The sequence below is a fragment of the Paenibacillus septentrionalis genome, from assembly GCF_042659865.1.
GTDB classification, from domain to species: Bacteria; Bacillota; Bacilli; order Paenibacillales; family Paenibacillaceae; genus Pristimantibacillus; species Pristimantibacillus septentrionalis.
The window spans coordinates 382,113-405,282 of the sequence record NZ_JBHSTE010000001.1; the positions used below are offsets into that span (position 1 = coordinate 382,113).

Below are 23,170 nucleotides of genomic sequence, written 5' to 3' on the forward strand. Positions count from 1 at the left end.
GACGAGGTTGCTCGCGTTACCACCCTTGTTCCGCTTAAGCTTAATAGATCAGCAAGCTAAAACGGCACCTTAGCCAAATGACAGCGTCATTTGCATCCTGTTATCGGAGGACATCCGTCCACGCTTACTAAAACCTTGCGGTTATGTTCAGCGCAGCTTCTCGGAGATGATCTTCCATACATGCCATAGCACCGATTTTCACCAACCATCGGCTCTCTGAGGCTTGAGCATCCATGTACTTGTTCTCGTCATCGAATTATCAATTATACAATAGTTATAGCGGATTCCATTGTTGTTGTCAAATGTAAACTGCGGATTATTCAGCTACAGTATCGCCCATTGTTCAGCAGCTTATTCTACTGCTGCGACACGTGTTTCTGGTTTGTTGATATCAAGACTCTCCCAAGCCTCTTCCGTCAACAACTCAAGCTGTGCTTCAACTAATGTACGGAAGCGTGCGCGATAGATGGAAGCTTGCTTTTTAAGCTCATCCACTTCAAGCGAGATTTTACGAGACTTGTTCAACGCCTCGTTCACAATACGGTCCGCATTCTTCTCAGCTTCCTTCACAATCAGCTGCGCTTCCTTCTTTGCGTTGTTGCGCACTTCGTCCGCAGCTTCCTGTGCCACAATGATCGTCTTGCTTAACGTATCTTCAATATTGGAAAAATGATTTAAACGCTCCTGCAGCGAAAGAATTTGATTTTGCATTTCCTTGTTTTCGCGGATCATTGATTCATAATCCTTAATGATCAGATCAAGAAACTCATTAACCTCGTCTTCATCGTAACCGCGAATTCTGCGTGAAAATTCCTTGTTATGTATGTCCAATGGTGTCAATGACATTGGAGCACCTCCTATGAATATATCAAAAAATGCATCACCTTATATCGTCGTTAACATTCCATATTCGACAACGCCAAGCAATTTCCTGCAATATATTTAAAGATATTTACCGATTTTCACGCGTGTTCTTCCCTTTTTTGTGACACCATCCACCTGCAACAGCTTAAAGCGACCTAAGCCTTTAATTGAGACAACATCGCCTTCCTTCAGTTGTGCAGAAGGGTCCTCCTCCGTTTTCCAATTCAAGCGGCAGCGGCCAGCTTTTATCGGATCAACGATCTTTGCTCGGCTTATTCGATACGCATCGCTTGCAATCCCGTCCAGTCTCATCGAAGCAACTGTAAAGCTTAGCTCCTCCAGCTGCTGCACAGCAGGCTGCAGCTGATCAACAGCTATAATGTCGGTTAACACCGACAAGCGGTGAACCTGTCTTAAGTTCAAATCAAAATAAGAAGAAAGCTCCTGTGCAACGACAATATGGCAAAACGTTTCATGAAGATGAATATCACCAACCTTATCACGTTTTATACCTAGTCCCAGCAGCGCGCCTAAAAAATCACCATGGTCCAGCTCATGAAATTTATCGCTGGGGCTTGTGACCTGGAGAACGGCCAGCTCGGCATCCTCATACTCAAGATCACGATAATCTGGAGCAATAATCGCACGTTTTCGCTCTGCTTCCGTGTAACCGCCATCTAATTTTATCGTAACAGATCCATTCCGATTACAAAGCGTTGACATGATAAATTGCTGTCTTGGATCTAAAAAATCAGTCCGCCTTAGCTCATGAAGCTCGGCGGACCGTTCTATCCATTCTTGCGCTCGATCAACAAACGCCTTCTCTTCGGCATGAAAATGACTGTAAAAGCCTGTATTCATTGTACACTCACCTTAGAAAAGTAGTAGTCATATTTGATTACCTAAACAAGCTGAAAAGCATGTCTAGCAAGTACATAACGCCCGATTGTATAAATCGAAGTGCAATAAAAGCTACGATCGGGGATAGATCGAGTACACCGCCTATTGGCGGAATAAAGCGGCGGAAAATCGATAAGTACGGTTCTACCAATCTCCCGATAAATTGACCGATCGAGCTTTCACGCGCATTCGGGAACCATGACATTAAAATATATGCCAGGATTAGGTAATTGTAGACCATAAAGAGTAAAGATACTATGGATATTAACGTTGATTCCAAAAGTGTGTCACCTCATTTATGTATTTATTATTCGGTCGTCAACTCCGTAATAGAGCCGTGAACTTCAACTGACTCCGGCGCACACAAATAAATATTCGGCCCAAGCTTGGAAATTGTGCCGCTTAGCGCATATACTGTCCCCGATAGAAAATCAACAATTCTCAAACCAAGATCAGAACGCACACGCTGCAAATTGACAACGACCGAGCGACGGTTGCGCAACTCGTCTGCAATTTGCTGTGCTTCATCATAGCTTTTAGGCTCGCAAAGCACCATACGTGTATTTTTTTGTGTGTGCAAGCTTACTACGTTGCCACCACCTACGCTCGTCAGGTGGGCATTCCTAGATTGTTTACGTTGTTCAAACGAATTCGTTTCAACTTCTTGCTCATCCTGTGCAGGAACTCGTTCACGTTCTACAATTTCTTCCTCCTCCTGCAGTCCGAAATAGTTCATAAATTTCCCAAAAACGCTCATCCTTCATCCTCCTCTGTCCCAATAAGTGAGGTGCCAAGCCGTACGTAGGTGGCTCCCTCTTCAATTGCAACTTCAAAATCATTCGACATCCCCATTGATAGCTCCCTAATGGTGCAATCGGCCCCGAGCTGACGAAGCAGCTCATCACGCAATTTTCGCAAGCCTGCAAAAACCGGTCTTGTCTGCTCTGCCTTCATCTCGAAAGGCGCCATTGTCATTAGCCCAACCGGGATGATTCGATCATAGCCCTGTAATTGTTCTGCAAAGGCCATCACTTCCTCGGGATTCAAGCCTTGTTTAGATTGTTCCCCAGAGACATTAACCTGTATGAAGCATTTCACGGTTAGATCATGCTTCTCAGCATACTTCTGTATAGCTTCTGCCAGCGAAATTCTATCCAAGGAATGAATATAGTCGAAGCGTCCGACAACATCCTTTACCTTATTGCTTTGCAGCGATCCGATATAATGCCAGATCGGCTCCGGCAGTTTGTCTTTATGTTCATGTATGTATTCCCATTTCGGCTTTGCAACCTGCCAGCGGTTTTCACCAAGCTCCAATACACCGGCATGCAACGCCTCAACGGTTCGTTCTGTAGATACATACTTGGTAACTCCTATGACATGTATATCTGCAACTGCTCGTCCAGAGCGCAATGCAGCAGCTTCTATACGCTGCTGTATCTCTTTCACGCGATTTTGTATGCTCATAATCTGCTCACCCTTTTCGTATGCCAATCCAGCTTGCCATGCGGCCTGTTTTGCCGTTTTCCATGCGATGGCTGTAGAACAAATCATGTTGACAACCAGTACACCTCTCACTTATTTCGATATGACTCGGCAATATTCCTGCTTTTATCATAATCTGTCGATTTATTTCTTTCAAGTTTATATGTGCTTTCCCTTCACGCTTGTTCAAAAAAACAGACTCCAGTATGACCTCAGGCAGTTCAAGCTCCTCCCAAAGACCTACAACACGGTCAATGACAACGTGATTCACTTCATAACAGCAGGCACCAATTGAGGGCCCAATCGCACATTGAAGCTGCTCCGGTTTTGTTCCATAGTGCTGTGACATAACCTCAATCATTTCCCTGGCAATTGCTGTAACCGTGCCTTTCCAGCCAGCATGAGCCAATCCGATCACATGATGCTCAGCATCCCAGAAATAAAGCGGTACGCAATCCGCATAGAAGGAAGTCAGCAGCACATCTTTCTCATTGGTGACTAAGCCATCAACACCTATAATTGCATCCTGCATGCTCGCTCTTCCTCTGCCCCGCTCTTTGCTTGTCACTATCGCAATTTGATTACCGTGAATCTGTTCCCCACTCGTCCATGCCTCGAAGCTCATGCCAACACTTTCAGCAAGCTTCTTGCGATTAGCGAGTACATCATCTGGTTCATCCTGAACATGCAATCCTATATTAAACGAATGAAAGGGAGCCTTGCTTACGCCTCCCTTTCGCGTTGTAAATCCAGCCGTTAACTGCTTATACTGCTTCATCCATTGTGGCAGCAGCAGCATATGCGTCTCTTCACCTTGAACGAACGGTTCCATGTCTCTCACCTCATGTTTTTGCTGTAACTAGGGCGTATCTGAAAACCCGTTTAGTGGCACCTTTCACCGCCTTTTCGCCCCCTGCTGCGTTCCGCTTGCTTGACGTACCCCCGTACGCCTTCACCAGCGCGCCTTGCATGGTTTTCGGCAGCATTTGCTGTCCTCAGAGTTTCAGACACACCCTAGTTTATCCTGTTAAGAGTGGACATGCAAATCATCCTCTTCATTTCGCAATGATTTCGCTTCTTCCAGTCGAACAAGCACTACATCCTGGCCAATCTTCACGATATTGCGCCAAGGAATAATAATTTCAGTGCCGGGGGAGCCAAAGAACCCGAACATTCGCTGCAGCTGTGGCACAACGATGGCATCGATTTTCCCTTGTCTTAGGTCGAGTTCAATATCGCTAACATTGCCCAATTTTTTACCGTCTACAATATTAATGACATCCTTGGCCTGCAAATCAGATATTTTCATGACCTCACGCCCCTTCATCCTTATGCCCTAAGTATATGATGGGCTGAAGCAAAGTATATCTGAAGTTGTACCATAAAAAAGCTGCCAGGCTTCCCCTGGCAGCTTAGCTGTGTCAATGCTACGCATTGACGTACTTTTGCATTTGTCCAATAGCAGACTTTTCCAAACGCGACACTTGAGCCTGCGATATTCCGATTTCCTCCGCTACCTCCATCTGCGTTTTGCCTTCAAAAAATCGCATAGATAAGATCATTTTTTCACGTTCATTCAAACGCTGCATAGCCTCACGAAGCGCAATTTCCTCTATCCATGTTATGTCCTTGTTCTTATCATCGCTAATTTGATCAAGCACATAAATCGGATCGCCGCCATCATTAAAAATAGGCTCATAAAGCGATACAGGGTCTTGAATGGCATCAAGAGCGAATACAACATCCTCCTTCGGTACATTCAGCACCTCGGAAATTTCATGAACCGTAGGTTCGCGTGAAAACTTATTCGTTAAGCTGTCACGTGCCTGCAGCGCCTTATAGGCGATGTCACGCAAGCTTCGAGATACGCGAATCGGATTGTTGTCACGCAAATATCTGCGGATCTCGCCAATGATCATCGGAACAGCATACGTTGAAAATTTAACATTTTGTCCGAGGTCAAAATTGTCAATGGCTTTCATCAATCCGATGCAGCCGACTTGAAACAAGTCATCGACAAATTCTCCTCGGTTGTTGAAGCGTTGAATTACACTGAGAACTAATCGCAAATTTCCATTAACTAATTTTTCTCTCGCTCCCCATTCGTTGCGGGTTTGTAGAGCTGTGAACAATTCGCGCATTTCAACGTTAGTAAGCACTGGCAGTTTAGCGGTATCTACGCCACAAATCTCAACTTTATTACGGGTCATTCTTATTACCTCCCAAGGGGAAACATTAACAATCATTATCTCCTCGGGGGACGATTTTATTCCTATTTTGACATTTTGCGACAGCAAGCGGGCTGTCCAAAAGGGGGCAGCCCGCATACTGTCGCGCATTTATGAAGGTTGATAAAAACGTTTAATCGGGTACTCATGATTCCGATAAATCATTTTTAATTCGTATTGCTTGACTTTGCCGACAAGGTCATAACGCATAATGATGGTGCATATTTCTCCAGGCATCAACCGCTTCCATGACCACAGCATACCCGGCTTGCTTGGCTCGCTCAAATAGCTTGCTTGCGGATACATCACCCTTATATCATCAGCTATGACAAAGTACTGACTGCTGATCACCTGCTCCTGCGCCGAACAATTGGTCATGACCATCTTGACTATGACCGAATGAGCGTCCTGCTCCAATTCCAGCCCCGAAAAAGAAAGGCTTATATTCTTATCATCAAGCGTGACGCTTTCCGATTCCAGAGAAGTCGTACTGTTCGACATGCGATTCTACACATCCTCTCATTGCGCTATGCTGTTGCCACATATGCTGCTGTTCACTAACATGTTCAGGTAGCACTTAAAGCATTTTATTAAACTCCTTGCGGAGTCGTTTAATAATTCGTTTTTCAAGGCGTGAGATGTAGGATTGCGATATGCCAAGCATATCCGCCACATCCTTCTGGGTCTTCTCTTCGCCATCTGCTAGTCCAAAACGAAGCTCCATAATGACCCGCTCCCGCTCAGACAGCTTTTCCAGTGCTTTTTGCAGCAGCTTGCGGTCTACCTGCTCCTCGATATTGCGGTATATCGTGTCATTTTCTGTTCCTAGCACATCGGAAAGCAGCAGCTCATTGCCATCCCAATCGATGTTAAGCGGCTCGTCAAAGCTGACCTCGGTTCTTGTTTTGTTATTGCGGCGCAAATGCATTAATATTTCATTTTCAATACAACGGGACGCATATGTAGCCAGCTTGATTTTCTTTTCAGGATCAAACGTGTTGACAGCTTTAATCAAGCCAATTGCTCCTATCGATACAAGGTCCTCAATATTAATCCCTGTATTTTCAAATTTTCTGGCGATATACACGACAAGTCGCAAATTCCGCTCGATTAGCATCGAACGCACCGCCTCATCCCCTGAAGGCAATCGCTGGAGTAAATATTCCTCTTCTTCTCTAGTCAACGGCGGAGGTAATGCCTCACTGCCTCCAATATAATAAATCGTTTCGGATTTCAGTCCCAGCTTAAATAAAATCTTATAATACGTAAGCTGCATGCGTAATTTATATTTGACTAGCATGAAAAGCTCCTCCCTTATCCTACGGATGATGTTTGATTGATCATTAGCGATGGATGAACAATCGCTTGATAAGAACCATCTGCGCTCAGCTGTCCACCATCAAAGCCTATCAGCACTTTTACTGCGTCATAAACGGTATCATTATGCTTGACTCGAACAAGATCTGGTCGTAGCGCAAGCATAAATTGAGCATTGCGGTTTACTCCACGATAAGGAACGATTCGAATACGATCCTGCCAGCTTTCCATCTCAGCATGATCGGTAATCGTTGTCAGCACATCATTCATATTGCCTTGCTTCAACTGCTCCACCAGCACAGATGGCAGCATATGTGCCAGCTGTTTAACTTCTACGATCATAACTGGTGTTTTCGTTAAAGGATCATAGAGTTGATTCCCTGTATCAATCAACCCCTGACAGTGAACGACCTGTCCAGCAAGATGAAGCTCTACCTCTGCCAAATGCTGCTCCATTAGCTGCTGCTTCCGTTTACTTCGTACAAAGTGCATCCATAAATAAAAAATGATAAGACTGCATACAATCACATAAAAGGTTCCCATTTGCAGCTTCGTTGTCACTTCGCCGCCAATAAAAATGAGATCGGCCCACACCTGCTGCGAGCTGCTCATCAGCATGTAATAGATGCCCATCAAGCCGCCTGCGAGCACAAAGCTGATTAAATAAAAGCTCACTAAGTCTTTAAGATACGTCTGCAGAGAATAATAGCCAAAGCTGATATAGATCATAAGGAATGAAATAAACAGCTTAATAAAAAAATGATACATGTCGGCCAGACTTGGAATTAGCATCGCAAGCGTATACATCGCACCTAATGCAGAAGCAAGCAGCAATCGCCACGGCTTGGGTCTCATACCTCGAACCCAACCAGTTAAAAATAGTATTATCCCATCTACTAGCAGCTCTCTTAAAAAGATGATATCTGCATATATAGCCATGATTTTCAACTCCGCCGCAGCTTTAATATTGCGTTTGTCTAACCTGAACAATGTAAACAGTATAGGTTATATCTATTCCAAAGTCTGTCAGTTTATGTCACGCCTTTCGCTCTAATTTTGTCAAAGAAGAGAGGCTATTCAATGAAAAAAAGCTTGTTTATAGCAGCACAACTGCTATAAACAAGCTTTTTTCAATTCCTATTCTTATATATGAAATCTATTCTATTGTTTGCGACGTAAAAATGCAGGGATTTCCAAGTCACTCGTCAAATTCGTGCCGATTGGTTTAGAAGACTGTGCTTTTGCTGATTCGCCGGCATCACTCGTTTGACTTACTGGTCGACGAGGAGGAGCTTCGCTTGCTTTTGTTTCAAAGCCAGTCGCAATAACCGTTACTTTGATCTCATCCTTCAGTTCCTCATCGATAATCGCACCGAAGATCATGTTGACATCAGGATCAGATGCGGAGATTACGATTTCAGCAGCTTCATTCACTTCATAAAGGGACAAGTTGCTGCCGCCAGTAATGTTCATGATGACACCGCGTGCTCCGTCAATTGAAGTTTCAAGCAGCGGACTTTGGATCGCCTTGCGAGCAGCTTCTGCCGCACGGTTTTCGCCAGTCGCCACACCAATCCCCATCAGAGCAGAGCCGCGCTCTGTCATAATTGTCTTCACATCTGCAAAGTCAAGGTTGATTAGTCCTGGCACTTGGATCAAATCAGAGATGCCTTGAACCGCTTGTCTTAGTACATTATCTGCCTCACGGAACGCTTCAAGCATAGGCGTCTTTTTATCGACGATTTCCAGCAAACGGTCATTTGGAATAACGATAAGCGTATCTACTTTTTCCTTAAGCGCCTCGATGCCTGATTCAGCCTGTCCGAAACGCTTGCGTCCTTCAAAAGTAAATGGTCGAGTAACGACACCAACAGTTAGCGCACCGCATTCGCGAGCGATTTCAGCTATGACAGGAGCTGCACCAGTACCTGTACCGCCTCCCATACCTGCCGTAACGAATACCATATCTGCGCCCTTCAGCTGATTAGCGATAAGATCACGAGATTCCTCAGCTGCTTTTTTTCCTACTTCAGGGTTTGCTCCAGCACCAAGCCCACGTGTTAATTTATCTCCTATTTGCAGCTTGTGCTCTGATTTTGCAAGATTCAGAGCTTGAGCATCAGTATTAACGGTTATAAATTCTACACCTTTTACCCCATTCTCAATCATTCGGTTAACAGCGTTGCTGCCACCGCCACCTACACCGATTACTTTAATTTGAGCCAGCTGCTCTAGTTCTAAGTCGAATTCCAACATCTACTCTCTTCCCCCTGTCAAATAAATTCCTGAAACATATTTTTTATTCGTTCTAACATACGGGGTTTGGACGAAGCTGGAGTACTTCCCTTGCGACTAACCGGCTTTTTCGTAGTAGTGCTAGCTCCTCGGACACCCATGTACTTTGAAACATACTGTATCATTCCAACTCCACTGCTAAAGGATGGATCTTTTACACCGATGTAATCCGGCACTGCGATTCTTACACTAGCATCAAGCTCTATCTGGGCAAGTGCAAGTGTGCCTGGCAAGGTGACTGAACCGCCAGTCAACACGTAGCTATCAACCTTATCACCGTAGCCTAGCGCTGCTACCTCCGCTTTAATAAGCTGGAAGATTTCCTGCATGCGCGGCTCAATAATGCTCGCCAAATCCTTCTGTGAAAATTCCTTCTCGACATTACTGCCCATTCGAGTGACCTTGAATTTCACTTCCTCTGCTGCATCAGCAACATTAGCACATCCAAATTTCAGCTTAATCTTCTCAGCATGATCGCTTTGTGAGCGAAGTCCATAAGCGATATCATTGGTAACAAATTGACCGCCGATTGGCAATGAGGAGATCGCACTGATTCCTCCATTTTCATAAATCGCAATCGTTGTCGAGCCGCCGCCAATATCAACGAGTGCAGTTCCTGTTTCCTTTTCATCCTTGGAAAGCGTCATTACGCCGGATGCCAGCGTTAACAGAATTACACCGTTAATTTTCAAGCCAGCCTTGTCCACACATCGAACAAGGTTATGTACAGCAGACTTCGCGCCTGTTATTACGGTTGCTTCTACTTCTAATCTTACACCTATCATGCCTCGTGGATCAGATATACCTTCCAATCCGTCTACAATATATTGCTTCGGTACAAGGTTTATAATTTCTCGATCTGGTGGTAAGGTAACAACTTTCGCTGCTTGCAGTACACGCTCGATATCTTCTTCTCCGATTTCACGGTCTTCATTAGACACAGCAACTACTCCATGATTCGTCTGCACGCCAATATGGTTGCCTTGAATACCTACATACACCTCGGAAATTTCGATATCTACCATACGTTCAGCTTGTTCAACCGCATTTTTAATAGATTGGACGGTTTGATCGATATCCACAATCGCACCTTTGCGAATTCCTTCAGAATCTGCCGAACCTACACCAATGATATTAATCGCACCATCGTTAATTTCACCGATAATTGCTCGAACCTTGGATGTACCGATGTCCAAACTGACAATTATGTCACCGTTGCTCACTGCGCGGCACCTCCGTTTCAATAAATATTTATAGTAGTAACGATGAATAGGTGTTATTCAATCGCCTTCTCATTCTAATTGTGGAAAGCCCACTATCATCTATTCAACATATCTTGTGCTTTCCCTCTTTTTTCAACATTATTTTCGAAACTTTTAATTAAATCTAGGTAAAAAACCCTATTATGAACATCAAAAATATAAGAGCTAGGCATAAAGTTCTACCAGAATGTTTTGAAAGTTTCCCACATAAAAGTTTACCACTGTTTGATCCGCTTGAGTAGTGTCTTTTTACTTAGTTTGCTTGGTTTGACGTCTCTTCTTCTTCCATTTCAAGCTCGAATGGAACAAATGTATCCGCGAGCAACAGCGTCAATCTACCAGGAGCTTGCGTTTCGATTACACCATTCATCGTTCCGATTTTTTCTCTCAGCAAACTAATTGCTGTAACAACCTCGTATTTTGTACGAGTATAAATAAGAATACGGTCTGGAAAAGCAGACGACGGAATCGGTGAGATTTCCGAAATATCGGAAAGCATCGCACTATCAATCGTTGCCAGCTGCTTCATTAACTCTTTCTTATTCATATCATCCGGATCCCAGCCTGTTAAAATCGGCTTGTCCATAATTTGCATACGCTCACTATTCGTTACGATGCTTGCACCGCTTGCGAGCAGTGCGATTAGATCTCCATTATCAGAGAGCTCGAACGCCACGACCTTATATTCATGCACCGTAATTTTAATAATGCCAGGAAACTGTTTTTTTACCGTTACATCCTGAATACTGCTGTTTTTTAGTAGTGACGCTTCTATTTTGCGAGATGAGCTAAAAATAAAAGAATCGCCTACTTTTACATCAGCATATTTCATGACTTCCGTGCTGCTAATAAATTGACCGCCAGTAATTTGCACTTCTGTAATTTTACTAAGAGAAGAATTAAAAAATATAATAATTAATAGTGCAAGAAACAAGATAACGATGATCGAAATGAGCTTAATATTGCTTTTTTTCTTCGGTTCTGGCTCTTTAAGCACCGGCAAATCCGTTTGCATGTGCATGCTCGTCCACTCCTTAACACAACGCGGCCTCCTCACCAAAGATGAGGAAGCCGATTATCATTCCAAAGTCTACTGCGCGTAGGATTCATTTTTGGAAAGTGCTGTTAATCTCGTTATTTGGGCACCTAACAAGGACAGCGTATCTTCGATTCGTTCATATCCACGATCAATATGATGAATACGCTCTACTACTGTTCTTCCTTGTGCGGCAAGCCCTGCTATAACAAGCGCCGCTCCTGCCCGCAAGTCAGTTGCTTCAACCGTTGCACCATATAATCGAGGCACACCTCGAATATAGGCTGTATTCATATCAACTCTAATGTCAGCACCCATCCTTGCCAGTTCATCCACATGCTTCAATCTGCCTTCAAAGATCGTTTCCTTGATGACACTCACACCATCTGCGAGCGCCAGCATCACCATCATTTGGGATTGAAGATCTGTAGGAAAGGCAGGGTATGGTGCAGTTACAATTTTTTCGACAGCCTTGCTTCGCACGCGACTATCGATTTTAATTATATCACCATCAACCTGAATTTGAACACCTGCACGTCTCATCACATGAATAAGTGATGTAATGTGACTAGGCTGAGTTTTGTGCAGCGTGATTTGACCTCTTGTTGCAGCAGCGGCTATCATTAGCGTTCCTGTTACTATACGATCCGGGATCACACGGTGCTCGCACGGCTTTAAGGATGTTACGCCGTCAATCGTGATGGTGTCTGTTCCAGCACCAAGCACTTTGGCGCCCATCGCATTGAGAAAATGCTGAAGATCTTGTATTTCCGGCTCGCGTGCAGCATTTGTTATCGTCGTACGACCCTCAGCAAGCACTGCCGCCATCATAATATTTTCCGTTGCTCCTACACTCGGAAAATGCAGATGAATATCAGCGCCCTTCAATTGATCAGCCGTGCATATGATCGAATTGCCCGTTTCTTCGATCAATGCGCCCAGCGCCTTCAAACCTTCCAGATGGATGTCAATTTTCCGTTCCCCGATTGCACACCCTCCTGGTTGATACACTTGCGTCCTGCCATACTTCGCTAAAAGCGGCCCCATCAAGAAGATGGATGACCTCATTCGCTTCATAAGCCCTTCGGGCACATGCGAGGCAGATGCTCCTGTTGTGTCAATGATAATCGTACTTCCCTTATGCTCAACTCGACAACCGAGCTCACGTAAAATCGAGATCATAACCTCGATATCCAATAAATGAGGAACATTTTCTAGTACGGTTGTTCCTTCAGCCAGCAGACTGGCAGCCATAATCGGCAGCACCGCGTTTTTGGCACCTTGGATTATAACAGTTCCTGATAAAGGCTTGCCGCCTTCGATCACCAATCTGTCCAATGTATCACCTCCGAATTACCGCTCGCCCACCACCAATACTTCAGGAATTAAGAGGATACCATTGCGCTCCTTAATAACGCCTTGTATGTGAGTAATTAGAGCGAGAACGTCATTAGCTGTCGCCTGTCCTGTGTTGACGATAAAATTGGCATGAAGCTCGGATACTTGTGCTCCTCCACATTGGAACCCTTTGAGGCCAGCCTCCTCAATTAACCGTGCCGAGTAATCCCCCGGCGGATTGCGAAACACACTGCCGCACGTTGCCGATTTCAAAGGCTGTGTTTGCAATCTTCGTTCCTTATGCCGCGCCATTTCAGCAGATATCGCTTCGCGGTCGCCCTTTTCAAGCTCGAAGGTAGCTTCCACGACAATGCCTGACATCTCCTGTAAAATGGAATGGCGATATGAGAAATTCATATCTTCGCTGTAATAAGTAACCAATTCTCCGTTTGACAGTACAATCTCAGCTGACTTGAAAATACGTGATACATCAGATCCATGCGCGCCAGCGTTCATATAGACAGCGCCACCAACCGTTCCAGGAATGCCTCCAGCAAACTCCAGTCCAGCAAGTCCCTGTCTGCCAGCAGTAACGGCAAGCTTAATGAAGGAATACGCCGCTCCAGCAGTTACCGTAGTGCCATCAAAGCGAACATAATCAAGCCCTTCACCCGGCTTAATTACGACGCCACGAATCCCTTTATCGCCTACTAGCATATTGGAGCCGCGGCCAATTGTCGTCCACGGCAGCTGATGCTTGTTAAGCAGTTGGATTAGCGTGATGAGCTGCTCCTTGCCTCGAGGAATAACCATCAGATCAGCATTGCCGCCAATCTTCCATGTTGTATGCTTGGATAGTGGTTCATTGAAGAGATATTCCCCAACATTTTGCTCTTCAAGCTCCTCTATAAATAGATTCATTATGTTCTCCTCCTTTTGAGAATAGCTGCACATATTCTCATGGCAATCACAGTTCAATGAGCGTAAACACAGGCGCCGCATAGTTCTGATCACGAATTATACGGTATCTTATGCCTCATCGCTCATTTATGTGACAATCGCCCAAAGCGATCTTACCGATTTGTTGTAATTCTACTAAGTGCCAGTGCAATGCGACTGGCTGAATCAGGAACTGCTAGAAACTGCGAGGCCTGCGACATTTTTGCAAGACGATGATCATCAAGCAGCAACGCCGACATTCTGTCAATTAGCGAGCTGCCGCTCAGCTCACGCTCCAAAATAATTTCCGCTGCGCCTACTGATTCCAGACTGCGTGCATTAGCCTCCTGATGGTTATTCGTCACATTAGGCGACGGAATAAGGATCGACGGCTTGCCAAGCGCAGTAATTTCAGCAAGCGAGGATGCGCCAGAACGACTTACGACGATCGAGGCATCCGTCAGCACCTCTGCCATATTGTTAATATACGGGAGCAGCTTGATGGTACCGCTCTGATAAGCGGCCGTTGACCTCAGTCGCTCATGCGTACCCTCATAATACGTATCACCTGTTGCGAATACAATCACAAATTGCTTCAGCTTCTGCAGCTGCTCTTCCTCTTCAGCCATAGCAATAACTGCTTCATTTAGCGCTTTAGCACCTCTGCTGCCGCCTACAATCAATGCATAACGCTGGTTAGGACCCAGCTCAAGCGAGGCTCTTCCGCGACCAGGAATGGCCTCCAGCACTTGAGAAGCGCAAGGGTTGCCTGTAAAGCTCACCTGCTTGGCTTTGGCAAAGGCTGCGAGAGAATCCTCGAAGCTGACGCCTACATGCGAAACGAATCGCGTCAAAAATTTATTCGTCAGTCCTGGTATCGCATTTTGCTCATGAATAAAGGTGGGCACGCCTAAACGGGCAGCCGCATAGACGACTGGCCCGCATACATAGCCGCCAGTGCCTACAACAACATCTGGCTGAAATTGCTTGATCAGCTGCTTCGAGCGTGATACCCCCTGTAAAAAACGGATAACTGTCCGTACATTATCGTAGGACAGTTTCCGCTTGAAACCTGTAATTTCTATACTTTCAAAAGGAATGCCCGCTTTCGGGACGATCTTGCTCTCCATTCCCTTGTCTGTTCCAATGTATAACAGCTCGGTTGATGAATCCTGCTGCTTCAAATATTGACCAATCGCCAAGGCTGGGTAAATATGACCTCCAGTACCTCCGCCTGTCAACAAAATTTTCATGTCTTTCACCTCGAATACCGAGAAATATTGAGCAAAATGCCAAGAGCTGTTAATAAAAGGGTTAACGATGATCCGCCGTAGCTTACGAGCGGCAGCGTGATCCCTGTAACAGGCATCATTCCGATAACAACGCCAATATTAATCAGCACCTGTACACCAATGATGCTCGTAATGCCTATTGCCATCAGACTTCCAAATGTGTCCGGCGCCGAAATCGCAGTGCGCACCCCTCGCCAAACAACAATCAAAAACAACAGAATAAGCGTTGCGCCTCCAATAAAGCCAAGCTCTTCTGCCAAAATGGAAAAAATAAAATCCGTTTGCGGTTCAGGCAAGTAGCTGAACTTTTGACGGCTAGCGCCAAGTCCCAAGCCAACTAAACCACCCGGACCAATGGCAAATAACGACTGAATAATTTGATAGCCTCCACCGAGCGGATCGGACCACGGATCAAGAAAGCTTGTTATACGCTTTAAGCGATACGGTGCGGCAATAATAAGCCCTACAAAACCGACTACACCAATCATTGCAAGTCCGCCGAGATGAATCAGTCTTGCTCCTGCAGTAAAGATCAAAATCATGGACGCGCCAACCATAACGGCCCCGGTTCCCAAATCCGGCTGCAGCATAATTAAGCCGAAAGCGAGAAATACAAGACCAAGCGGCGGCAACAATCCCTTCGTAAAGTGAGTAATTTTTTGCTGTTCAATCGAGAGCCACTTCGCCAAAAAAATAATCATCGCAAGCTTCATAAATTCAGATGGCTGAATACCGAAGGAGCCGATTCCAAGCCAGCTGCGCGCGCCACCGCGTACAACCCCAACACCCGGTATAAGAACGAGCAGCAGTAGGCCAAAGCATACGATTAGCATGATCGGAGCCCACTTTTTCCACATCGTATAATGAATACGAGATAAAAACAGCATCGAAACCAAACCTAGCCCAGCAAAAATGGCTTGACGCTTTAGAAAGTAAAATTGATCGCCAAATTCATGAAAAGCTTTTACTGCACTGGCGCTATACACCATCATTAGCCCAATACCTAAAATCATCAGAATGGATATGAGCAGCCAAATGTCTGGGGCAGAGCGAGCCTTCACCATATCATACACACCTCTACACAAATGAAGTAGGGACTAGCCCCCTACTTACAAGGTATGCACCGATTTCTTAAACATGCTTCCTCTTTGTTCATAGGAAGAAAACATATCCCAGCTTGCGCAAGCAGGCGACAGCAGTACAATATCTCCCTTGTCAGCCAGCTTTGCCGCAAGCTTAACCGCTTCATCAAGCGTTTCCTCGGCACTAGCTTTAGGTTCGACGATCTGCACCGCTTCTAAACCTGCCAGTTCTGCAACTGACGCAAGCTTCTTGCGGGTTTCACCAATTGCCACAAGTCCCTTTAAGCGATCTCGCAAAATGGGAAGCAGCTCCATATAGTCCGAGCCGCGATCCAATCCGCCTGCTATTAGCACGATAGGCGCTGACAACGAGCGAATGGTCATCGTCGTCGCAGTTGCATTGGTTGCCTTTGAATCATTATAGTACGACACACCCTCCAGCTGACGCACATATTCGAGGCGATGCTCCACACCTCGGAATTGCTCCAGCGGCTCTACCAAGGCAGACGGCTCAGCACCCGCCACCAGGCATGCTGCGATCGCTGCAATCGCATTGGCAGCATTATGCCGCCCTGGAATGCCCAAGCGCTCCAGCGGCATTAAGCGCTGCGGCTCGTCATCAGAAGACATGCGATATACGATGCTGCGAATTGATGCTTCCTCAGCTGCGTTAGGCAACGGATCTCCAGCTTGTATCGGGGCAAATGGCGGATCAATATAAACCCCTTGCTCCAGCGTGTCATAAATCGAGAACGGAAAGCTTCTTCCTTTACAGGAGGAGATTAACGCCTTCGTAACTGGATCATCCCAATTCAAAACAGCGATATCGTCCTCTGTCTGGTTCTCTAATATTTTCGCCTTTGACTGAATATAATCCTGCATATCCCCATGATAATCAAGGTGAGTTTCTGCCAAATTCAAGATAAGCGCAATCTTCGGTGCAAACGCAACGGTCCCCTTCAGTTGAAAGCTGCTAAGCTCAGCAACAATCCACTGCTCTTTCGTCACCTCTAGTGCAATCTCACAGAGCGGCAAGCCAATATTACCGCCGACAACAGGCTGAAGCTTGGCCGCCGATAGCAGCTCGCCAATCAGCGTCGTTGTTGTCGTCTTGCCGTTGGAGCCTGTGATGCCAATAATCGGAGCCTCGCTAATCCAATATGCTACTTCTACTTCTGTTATAATTTCTATTTTTAATTGCTTTGCCCGCTCGATAGGAGGAGCAGAGTAAGGTATTCCTGGATTTTTTACTAGCAAAGCGGTATCTTCCTGCACAAGATCGTCAGGATGATGTCCGCATATGACCTCTATGCCGAGCGCCTCCAGTTCGTCAGCCTCAGGAGATTGCTCGCGAGATTTGCGATCATTAACCGTCACAACTGCCCCCAGCTGATGAAACAGCTTCGCGACGCTGACCCCGCTTCTTGCCAAACCTAGCACGACTATTTTTTTATTTTTATACTGGGTTGGATGCTTCATATAATAACGACCTCTCTTTGACAATATGTACGGATAGTATGTTCAAAAGTTGTTGGACTTTTAACTCAAAAAGTTTCAAAAATTCGACTTTCAGCACCAAGAAACTTGGACGAAGTAGGGATTGGAAAATCGCAGCATACGTTTTGAGTACGTGAGATACAATGTTTTCGCAGAAAACATACCTCGGAAGCATAACCCTTCGGTAGCGTGACATATTCACCCTCGAATAATCTCCAACGCTTCACAATGTCATCAAAGCCGGACATTTGAACCTACCTTTTCAAATCAGGGTTCAAAGGCTCGGCTTTCAGGACCAAGAAGATTGAATGAAGCTAGGGATTTGAGAAGCGGAGCGTACGTTTTTGGTACGTGAGCATCGGAAAATCCCGATGAATTCAAGCTTCGCAGTCGAATAATCTCCAGTGCTTCACATCGTCATCAAAGCCGGACATTTGAACCTACCTTTTCAAATCAGGGTTCAAAGGATCGGCTTTCAGGACCAAGAAGATGGCACGATACTAGAAGGCGAGGCGCGCAGCGTACGTTTTTGGTACGTGAGCTACAATGTTTTCGCAGAAAACATACCTCGGAAGCATGTTCCCTCGATGAATTCAAGCTTCGCAGTCGAATAATCTCCAGCGCTTCACACCGTCATCAAAGCCGGACTTTTGAACCTACCTTTTCAAATCAGGGTTCAAAAGTTCGGCTTTCAGGACCAAGAAGATGGCACGATACTAGAAGGCGAGGCGCGCAGCGTAGGCACAAGCTACGTGAGCACCGGAGCCTTCGGTAGCGTGACATATTCGCCGTCGAGTAAGCTTTCAGTAGTACATCGTCATCAAAGCCGGACTTTTGAACCTACCTTTTCAAATCAGGGTTCAAAAGCTCTACTTTCAGGACCAAGAAGATTGAATGAAGCTAGGGATTTGAGAAGCGGAGCGTACGTTTTTGGTACGTGAGCATCGGAAAATCCCGATGAATTCAAGCTTCGCCGTCGAATAATCTCCAACGCTTCACATCGTCATCAAAGCCGAGCTTTTGAACCTACCTATATAGCTGAAAAGGTTCCCGCCTTGCGAGAACCGTAGCCTATATCTATATCACAAACAATAGTCCTAGCACAGCAAGCAATAGACCTACTGACCAGAACACCGTAACAACCTTCCATTCCGACCAGCCGGAAAGCTCAAAATGATGATGGATCGGACTCATTTTGAAAACGCGCTTCTTCCGGAGTTTAAAGGATGTCACCTGAATGATGACAGACAGCATTTCCAATACAAAAACACCGCCAATCAAAATCAGAAGCAGCTCTGTCTTGGTCAATATCGCAACAGCGGCAATACCGCCGCCGATGCCAAGCGAGCCCATATCCCCCATGAACACCTTAGCCGGGTGTGCATTGTAGACTAGAAAGCCTAACACGGCACCAACCATTGCAGCCGAGAAAATAGCTGCATCATATTCCACTACCGTTAGGGAAACAATCGTAAAGGCACCGAAGGCTATGGCGCTTGTTCCTGCCAGCAGTCCATCGACACCGTCTGTAAAGTTGACCGAGTTGCTCGCTGCAAACATAATGATGACAACAAACGGATAATAAAGCCAGCCAAGATCAATGCCAACGGATGTGCCTGGAATCAGCAGCTCCGTGCTGTGCCCCATATTGAAAAGCTGCCAGCATACAATAATTGAGAAAATCAGCTGACCTGCAAGCTTTTGCTTTGCTGTTAGTCCAAGCGAGCGCTTGAATACGATTTTAATATAGTCATCCAAAAACCCGACAATGCCGAACCCAAGCGATGCGGTCAGCAGCACCCAAAATTCATCGGATTTATCTGCAAACTTGATAAACGTAATGAGCAAAGCAAGCATAATAATGATGCCGCCCATCGTAGGCGTTCCACTTTTTTTCAAATGACTTTGCGGTCCGTCTGTACGAATCTGCTGCCCAAACTTCAAACGTCTTAATAGCGGTATGAACAATGGTCCGAATAAGACTGCTAGTATGAAAGAAACGCCTAATGATAATAAAATGACCACCATGTCCATACACTCACCCCTTTTCCAAAGCTTCGACAACCTGCTCCATCTTCATACCTCGCGAGCCCTTGACCAGCACGAGGTCCTCCGGCATTACACGAGGCAGCAGCCAGGCGATAAGCTCTTCCTTTGTATCAAAATGACTGCGCTGCTCGCTATCGTTAAATGAAGCAGCTGCGCCTTCGGAGATATGCTTGCCAAGCGGACCGCATGTAATAACGGCATCCACCTTAGTTGCATCAGCATATTCGCCCATTTCGCGGTGAAGCTGTATCTCGTCTGGACCCAGCTCAAGCATATCAGCAAGCACAACCCATTTTTTTCGGAATCCAGACAAGCTGGCTACCAGATCAATTGCGGCCTTCATCGCAGTCGGATTGGCATTGTATGCATCATTGAGCAGAGTTGCGCCATTATACGCTTTAGCAGGTGCAATCCGCATCCCGGTAAGCTGCATTGCCTTAAAGCCTTCCTTGATCTGCTCAGCCGACACGCCAAACAGTCTTGCGACCGCGATCGCCGCTAAGGCATTGCTTACGTTATGACGTCCAGGGATCATGATTTGTTGCTGTCCCACACTACAAGACTTGCCCAAATAGAGCACGTCAAAGCTGCTTTGAAATGGATCCAGCTCAATGTTGGCAGCTGACCAGACATGCTTTTCCTGTAGTCCAAACGTTTTTTTCTCAATTGTGCTTGGAATGAGCAGCTTCGCCATTTCTTCCTCTAAAAGTGGCTCATCCCCGTTATATAGGAATACTCCTTCATCCCCCAAGCCTTGAACAATTTCAAGCTTTGCCTGGGCAATGCCCCTTCGGCTTCCAAGCTGAAGCAAATGCGCATCCCCGATGTTTGTAATAACAGCGACATCAGGCTGGGCAATTTTAGTCAGCAGCTCGATTTCGCCAAAGCCACTCATACCAAGCTCAACAACTGCTACATCTGTATCCTCTTCAAGCGCCAATATGGTAAGCGGCAAGCCGATATGGTTATTCAGATTGCCTGCCGTCTTGCTAACCTTGTAGGCTGTGCCAAGCAGGGCAGCGGTCATATCCTTAGTCGTCGTCTTGCCATTGCTTCCTGTAATTGCGACAACGCGAGTAAACAGCTCGCTTCGATAACTCATCGCCAGCTTTTGCAGCGCAGCAAGAGGATCGCGAACATACAGCAGCGGAAAATCAGCAAGCTCCTCAGGCACAGCAACCCCTTTTTTCCAAAGCGCTGCCTTTGCACCAGTTTCAATTGCCTGCTGAATAAACTGATGCCCATCAAAACGTTCACCGCTTAATGGAACAAACAGTTCACCCGCCTCTGCTCTTGAATCAGTCTTAACACCTTTTATGATGCGATCACGATGCTCACCTTTATATATTGCACCGCTCATATCAACCAGCTGCGCAATCGTTCTTGTTATCAATGTCATTAACTCCTTCTTCATGATCTACATGCTGAGCCTAATGATTTCCAACTACATAGCCCGAACAATATACTACCCCGCAATAGCTTGCCAATTCAATAGCTATTTTTAACAATTATGTAGATAGACTCTGAAACATGCTCTTTTATTATAGCATGTGAAACGGCAAGCGAGAGAATCAGAGGAAAGGTTCCGCTATTTTCTCTCGCTTATGCCACTTTATAACTTGGTCGATTAATTGTGGTGATGCACCGCACCCTCTGGTAAATCCGACTCATCTCCCAAATAAATGCGGATAGTCGAGCCTCGCTCCACACGCTCTCCGGCAGCAGGTGCCTGCTTAATCACGGTATTTCCGGAACCCGCGCTAGTCAGGTTGAAGTTCATATTCAAATCCTCGTAAATTTCAGTGATCGTTTTCCCGATTAAGTTCGGAACGGTAACGACTGGCGTTTCGCCATAACGGTATAAGCGATCAATTTGCTTTTCACGCTTGGGCACCTCTAAAATTTGCAGGGAATCCTCTAATATGTTACGGACTATCGGTGCTGCAACAACGCCGCCGAACTGAATGCCCTCGGGATTGTCGACAGCTACATACACGACGATCTGCGGATCATCCGCTGGGGCGAAGCCGATAAAGGAGACAATATGCTCGGTCGTTGAATAACGTCCATTCACAACCTTCTGAGCGGTCCCTGTCTTGCCGCCAACACGATAGCCGTCTATAAACGCATTTCTACCTGTACCAAGCGCTACGACGCTCTCCAGCGCCTCTCGCACCTGCTTCGATGTTTCTTCGGAGATAACCTCCCGTACAACCGTCGGCTCTACCTCTTGGACAACCTCGCCTGTTTCCCGATTAATCCACGACTTGGTCACGTATGGCTTGTATAAGGTACCTCCGTTGATGGCGGCTGAGACCGCAGTAATCTGTTGAATCGGTGTAACCGATACCCCCTGACCAAATGCGGTTGTGGCAAGCTCAACAGGGCCAACCTGACTAAGCTTGAACAGGATTCCGTTCTCCTCGCCGCCAATATCGATGCCCGTCTTTGAGCCAAAGCCAAAATTGCGAATATATTCGAACAGTTTATCCTTGCCAAGACGATTGCCTAGCTCAACAAACCCGGGGTTGCAGGAATTCTCAACAACTTGAAGGAAGGTTTGACTGCCATGCCCCCCCTTTTTCCAGCAACGCAGTCTTGCTCCGCCAATTTCAACCGCACCGCCATCATAAAAGCGCTCATTCATCAAATCTACCTTCTTCTCCTCCAACGCTGCAGCAAGTGTAATAATTTTGAAGGTTGAACCTGGCTCATAGGTCATCCAAATAGGCAGATTGCGATTATAAACGACTGGATCTACTTGCTGATAATTGCTTGGGCTGAAGCCCGGCCGACTAGCCATGCCTAATATTTCGCCAGTATTCGGGTTCATCGCAATGGCAATAACGGCATCTGCGTTTAGTCCGGTCATTGCTTGATCCAGCTCTCGCTCCATTACCGTCTGAATTTGCTGATCAAGCGTTAGCTGCAAGGTTAGTCCTTCATGCGGCTCTACGTACGTATCAGATGAGTTAGGCATTTGACGCCCCGCTGCATCTGAGAGGAAGCTCACCATTCCGCCAACGCCTGTCAGCTTGTCGTCATGCGTCAGCTCAAGCCCTGTCAAACCTTGATTGTCAATTCCAGTGAATCCGAGCATATGAGCCGCCAATTGATCGTATGGATAATAGCGCTTATTATCCTCTGCTACTACAATCCCCGGCAAATTCAGTGCCCGTATTTCAGCAGCTTGCTCAGGCGTCATCTTTCTTCCGCCTGGACCAAGCCTAATGATCATTTCTTTTTTAGATACTTTTTGCAGTACATCCTCTTCTGACATATCAAGCATTGGAGCAAGCGTTTTAGCAGTACCTTCCTTGTCTTTTACTTGAACAGGAATAGCCCATACCGTAGGTGTACTAATATTGTAGGCGAGACGCACACCATTGCGATCCCAGATTTCACCACGCTTTGCCACATATGGAATATCTCGCCGCCATGAATCCTCTGCCTTCGCTGACAGCTCCGACCCTTTTATTAATTGCACATAGCTAAGACGTACAATTAAACCGATAAATGCTACGATCGCTATCATAAGGATGATAAATAATCGTCTTCTTACGGTCACATTTGAAACTTTCATCAC

The 23,170-nt window shown here is 45.9% G+C and carries 22 protein-coding genes and 1 other annotated feature (1 of these 23 running past the window's edge); all 22 genes read right to left on the reverse strand.

Features of this window, described 5'->3' with window-relative positions; genetic code table 11:
- Nucleotides 1-261: a binding site (T-box leader), on the reverse strand (it extends 6 nt beyond the left edge of the window).
- 90 nt (nt 262-351) lie between these two features.
- The gene (locus ACFP56_RS01835) at nt 352-846 is read right to left on the reverse strand and encodes a DivIVA domain-containing protein (protein WP_379230491.1); all 495 of its coding nucleotides are present in this window, start codon (nt 844-846) and stop codon (nt 352-354) included.
- Between the two features lie 96 nt (nt 847-942).
- Nucleotides 943-1,725 carry a YlmH family RNA-binding protein gene (locus tag ACFP56_RS01840; protein ID WP_379230493.1) on the reverse strand — a complete coding sequence of 261 codons (783 nt, stop codon included), beginning with the start codon at nt 1,723-1,725 and terminating at the stop codon, nt 943-945.
- Between the two features lie 37 nt (nt 1,726-1,762).
- Entirely contained in the window at nt 1,763-2,005 is a 243-nt protein-coding gene (locus ACFP56_RS01845; RefSeq protein ID WP_379231750.1) for a YggT family protein, read from the reverse strand.
- Nucleotides 2,006-2,071: 66 nt separating this feature from the next.
- Nucleotides 2,072-2,521 carry a cell division protein SepF gene (locus tag ACFP56_RS01850; RefSeq protein ID WP_379230496.1) on the reverse strand — a complete coding sequence of 150 codons (450 nt, stop codon included), beginning with the start codon at nt 2,519-2,521 and terminating at the stop codon, nt 2,072-2,074.
- Complete coding sequence (locus ACFP56_RS01855) at nt 2,518-3,231, reverse strand: YggS family pyridoxal phosphate-dependent enzyme (protein ID WP_379230498.1); 714 nt, start codon at nt 3,229-3,231, stop codon at nt 2,518-2,520. Before ACFP56_RS01855 ends, ACFP56_RS01850 begins: the two co-directional genes overlap by 4 nt.
- 7 nt (nt 3,232-3,238) lie before the next feature.
- The gene (pgeF, locus tag ACFP56_RS01860) at nt 3,239-4,081 is read right to left on the reverse strand and encodes a peptidoglycan editing factor PgeF (protein ID WP_379230500.1); all 843 of its coding nucleotides are present in this window, start codon (nt 4,079-4,081) and stop codon (nt 3,239-3,241) included.
- 195 nt (nt 4,082-4,276) lie between these two features.
- Nucleotides 4,277-4,558: a PRC-barrel domain-containing protein gene (locus ACFP56_RS01865; protein WP_379230502.1), complete on the reverse strand. Its 282-nt coding sequence runs from the start codon at nt 4,556-4,558 to the stop codon at nt 4,277-4,279.
- A 118-nt stretch (nt 4,559-4,676) separates the two neighbouring features.
- Nucleotides 4,677-5,459, reverse strand: coding sequence for an RNA polymerase sporulation sigma factor SigG (gene sigG / locus ACFP56_RS01870; RefSeq protein WP_379230505.1), 783 nt, complete (start codon nt 5,457-5,459; stop codon nt 4,677-4,679).
- Between the two features lie 129 nt (nt 5,460-5,588).
- Entirely contained in the window at nt 5,589-5,978 is a 390-nt protein-coding gene (locus ACFP56_RS01875) for a hypothetical protein (RefSeq protein ID WP_379230507.1), read from the reverse strand.
- A 76-nt stretch (nt 5,979-6,054) separates the two neighbouring features.
- Entirely contained in the window at nt 6,055-6,777 is a 723-nt protein-coding gene (sigE, locus tag ACFP56_RS01880) for an RNA polymerase sporulation sigma factor SigE (protein ID WP_379230509.1), read from the reverse strand.
- Between the two features lie 14 nt (nt 6,778-6,791).
- On the reverse strand, nt 6,792-7,733 hold the full coding sequence (spoIIGA, locus tag ACFP56_RS01885; RefSeq protein ID WP_379230511.1) for a sigma-E processing peptidase SpoIIGA: 942 nt from the start codon (nt 7,731-7,733) through the stop codon (nt 6,792-6,794).
- Between the two features lie 222 nt (nt 7,734-7,955).
- Nucleotides 7,956-9,050, reverse strand: a complete 1,095-nt coding sequence (gene ftsZ / locus ACFP56_RS01890; protein ID WP_379230513.1) for a cell division protein FtsZ — start codon at nt 9,048-9,050, stop codon at nt 7,956-7,958.
- 17 nt (nt 9,051-9,067) lie between these two features.
- Nucleotides 9,068-10,312, reverse strand: a complete 1,245-nt coding sequence (gene ftsA / locus ACFP56_RS01895; RefSeq protein WP_379230516.1) for a cell division protein FtsA — start codon at nt 10,310-10,312, stop codon at nt 9,068-9,070.
- A 292-nt stretch (nt 10,313-10,604) separates the two neighbouring features.
- Nucleotides 10,605-11,372 carry a cell division protein FtsQ/DivIB gene (locus tag ACFP56_RS01900; protein WP_379230518.1) on the reverse strand — a complete coding sequence of 256 codons (768 nt, stop codon included), beginning with the start codon at nt 11,370-11,372 and terminating at the stop codon, nt 10,605-10,607.
- A gap of 69 nt (nt 11,373-11,441) precedes the next feature.
- Entirely contained in the window at nt 11,442-12,725 is a 1,284-nt protein-coding gene (murA, locus tag ACFP56_RS01905) for a UDP-N-acetylglucosamine 1-carboxyvinyltransferase (RefSeq protein ID WP_379230521.1), read from the reverse strand.
- 15 nt (nt 12,726-12,740) lie between these two features.
- A complete protein-coding gene (gene murB / locus ACFP56_RS01910; protein ID WP_379230523.1) occupies nt 12,741-13,646 on the reverse strand; it encodes a UDP-N-acetylmuramate dehydrogenase in 906 nt (301 codons plus the stop codon).
- A gap of 152 nt (nt 13,647-13,798) precedes the next feature.
- Nucleotides 13,799-14,917, reverse strand: coding sequence for an undecaprenyldiphospho-muramoylpentapeptide beta-N-acetylglucosaminyltransferase (murG, locus tag ACFP56_RS01915; RefSeq protein WP_379230525.1), 1,119 nt, complete (start codon nt 14,915-14,917; stop codon nt 13,799-13,801).
- Between the two features lie 5 nt (nt 14,918-14,922).
- On the reverse strand, nt 14,923-16,020 hold the full coding sequence (gene spoVE / locus ACFP56_RS01920; RefSeq protein WP_379230527.1) for a stage V sporulation protein E: 1,098 nt from the start codon (nt 16,018-16,020) through the stop codon (nt 14,923-14,925).
- Nucleotides 16,021-16,065: 45 nt separating this feature from the next.
- A complete protein-coding gene (gene murD, locus ACFP56_RS01925) occupies nt 16,066-17,517 on the reverse strand; it encodes a UDP-N-acetylmuramoyl-L-alanine--D-glutamate ligase (protein ID WP_379230530.1) in 1,452 nt (483 codons plus the stop codon).
- A gap of 1,095 nt (nt 17,518-18,612) precedes the next feature.
- Nucleotides 18,613-19,569 (reverse strand): phospho-N-acetylmuramoyl-pentapeptide-transferase, encoded by a 957-nt coding sequence (gene mraY / locus ACFP56_RS01930; protein ID WP_379230532.1) that lies wholly within the window; start codon nt 19,567-19,569, stop codon nt 18,613-18,615.
- Between the two features lie 4 nt (nt 19,570-19,573).
- Entirely contained in the window at nt 19,574-20,983 is a 1,410-nt protein-coding gene (locus tag ACFP56_RS01935) for a UDP-N-acetylmuramoyl-tripeptide--D-alanyl-D-alanine ligase (RefSeq protein WP_379230534.1), read from the reverse strand.
- A 228-nt stretch (nt 20,984-21,211) separates the two neighbouring features.
- Nucleotides 21,212-23,167: a stage V sporulation protein D gene (locus tag ACFP56_RS01940; RefSeq protein WP_379230536.1), complete on the reverse strand. Its 1,956-nt coding sequence runs from the start codon at nt 23,165-23,167 to the stop codon at nt 21,212-21,214.
- Nucleotides 23,168-23,170: the final 3 nt, after the last annotated feature.

Excerpts from the sequence above, each read along its gene's own strand:
- mraY (WP_379230532.1), bottom strand. The coding sequence starts at position 19,569 with ATGGACATGGTGGTCATTTTATTATCATTAGGCGTTTCTTTCATACTA.
- spoIIGA (WP_379230511.1), bottom strand. The coding sequence starts at position 7,733 with ATGGCTATATATGCAGATATCATCTTTTTAAGAGAGCTGCTAGTAGAT.
- murD (WP_379230530.1), bottom strand. The coding sequence starts at position 17,517 with ATGAAGCATCCAACCCAGTATAAAAATAAAAAAATAGTCGTGCTAGGT.
- ACFP56_RS01935 (WP_379230534.1), bottom strand. The coding sequence starts at position 20,983 with ATGACATTGATAACAAGAACGATTGCGCAGCTGGTTGATATGAGCGGT.
- sigG (WP_379230505.1), bottom strand. The coding sequence starts at position 5,459 with ATGACCCGTAATAAAGTTGAGATTTGTGGCGTAGATACCGCTAAACTG.
- ACFP56_RS01835 (WP_379230491.1), bottom strand. The coding sequence starts at position 846 with ATGTCATTGACACCATTGGACATACATAACAAGGAATTTTCACGCAGA.
- ACFP56_RS01840 (WP_379230493.1), bottom strand. The coding sequence starts at position 1,725 with ATGAATACAGGCTTTTACAGTCATTTTCATGCCGAAGAGAAGGCGTTT.
- ACFP56_RS01845 (WP_379231750.1), bottom strand. The coding sequence starts at position 2,005 with ATGGTCTACAATTACCTAATCCTGGCATATATTTTAATGTCATGGTTC.
- ftsZ (WP_379230513.1), bottom strand. The coding sequence starts at position 9,050 with ATGTTGGAATTCGACTTAGAACTAGAGCAGCTGGCTCAAATTAAAGTA.
- ACFP56_RS01900 (WP_379230518.1), bottom strand. The coding sequence starts at position 11,372 with ATGCACATGCAAACGGATTTGCCGGTGCTTAAAGAGCCAGAACCGAAG.
- sigE (WP_379230509.1), bottom strand. The coding sequence starts at position 6,777 with ATGCTAGTCAAATATAAATTACGCATGCAGCTTACGTATTATAAGATT.
- ACFP56_RS01850 (WP_379230496.1), bottom strand. The coding sequence starts at position 2,521 with ATGAGCGTTTTTGGGAAATTTATGAACTATTTCGGACTGCAGGAGGAG.
- ACFP56_RS01865 (WP_379230502.1), bottom strand. The coding sequence starts at position 4,558 with ATGAAAATATCTGATTTGCAGGCCAAGGATGTCATTAATATTGTAGAC.
- ACFP56_RS01875 (WP_379230507.1), bottom strand. The coding sequence starts at position 5,978 with ATGTCGAACAGTACGACTTCTCTGGAATCGGAAAGCGTCACGCTTGAT.
- pgeF (WP_379230500.1), bottom strand. The coding sequence starts at position 4,081 with ATGGAACCGTTCGTTCAAGGTGAAGAGACGCATATGCTGCTGCTGCCA.
- murB (WP_379230523.1), bottom strand. The coding sequence starts at position 13,646 with ATGAATCTATTTATAGAGGAGCTTGAAGAGCAAAATGTTGGGGAATAT.
- spoVE (WP_379230527.1), bottom strand. The coding sequence starts at position 16,020 with ATGGTGAAGGCTCGCTCTGCCCCAGACATTTGGCTGCTCATATCCATT.
- ACFP56_RS01940 (WP_379230536.1), bottom strand. The coding sequence starts at position 23,167 with ATGAAAGTTTCAAATGTGACCGTAAGAAGACGATTATTTATCATCCTT.
- murG (WP_379230525.1), bottom strand. The coding sequence starts at position 14,917 with ATGAAAATTTTGTTGACAGGCGGAGGTACTGGAGGTCATATTTACCCA.
- ACFP56_RS01855 (WP_379230498.1), bottom strand. The coding sequence starts at position 3,231 with ATGAGCATACAAAATCGCGTGAAAGAGATACAGCAGCGTATAGAAGCT.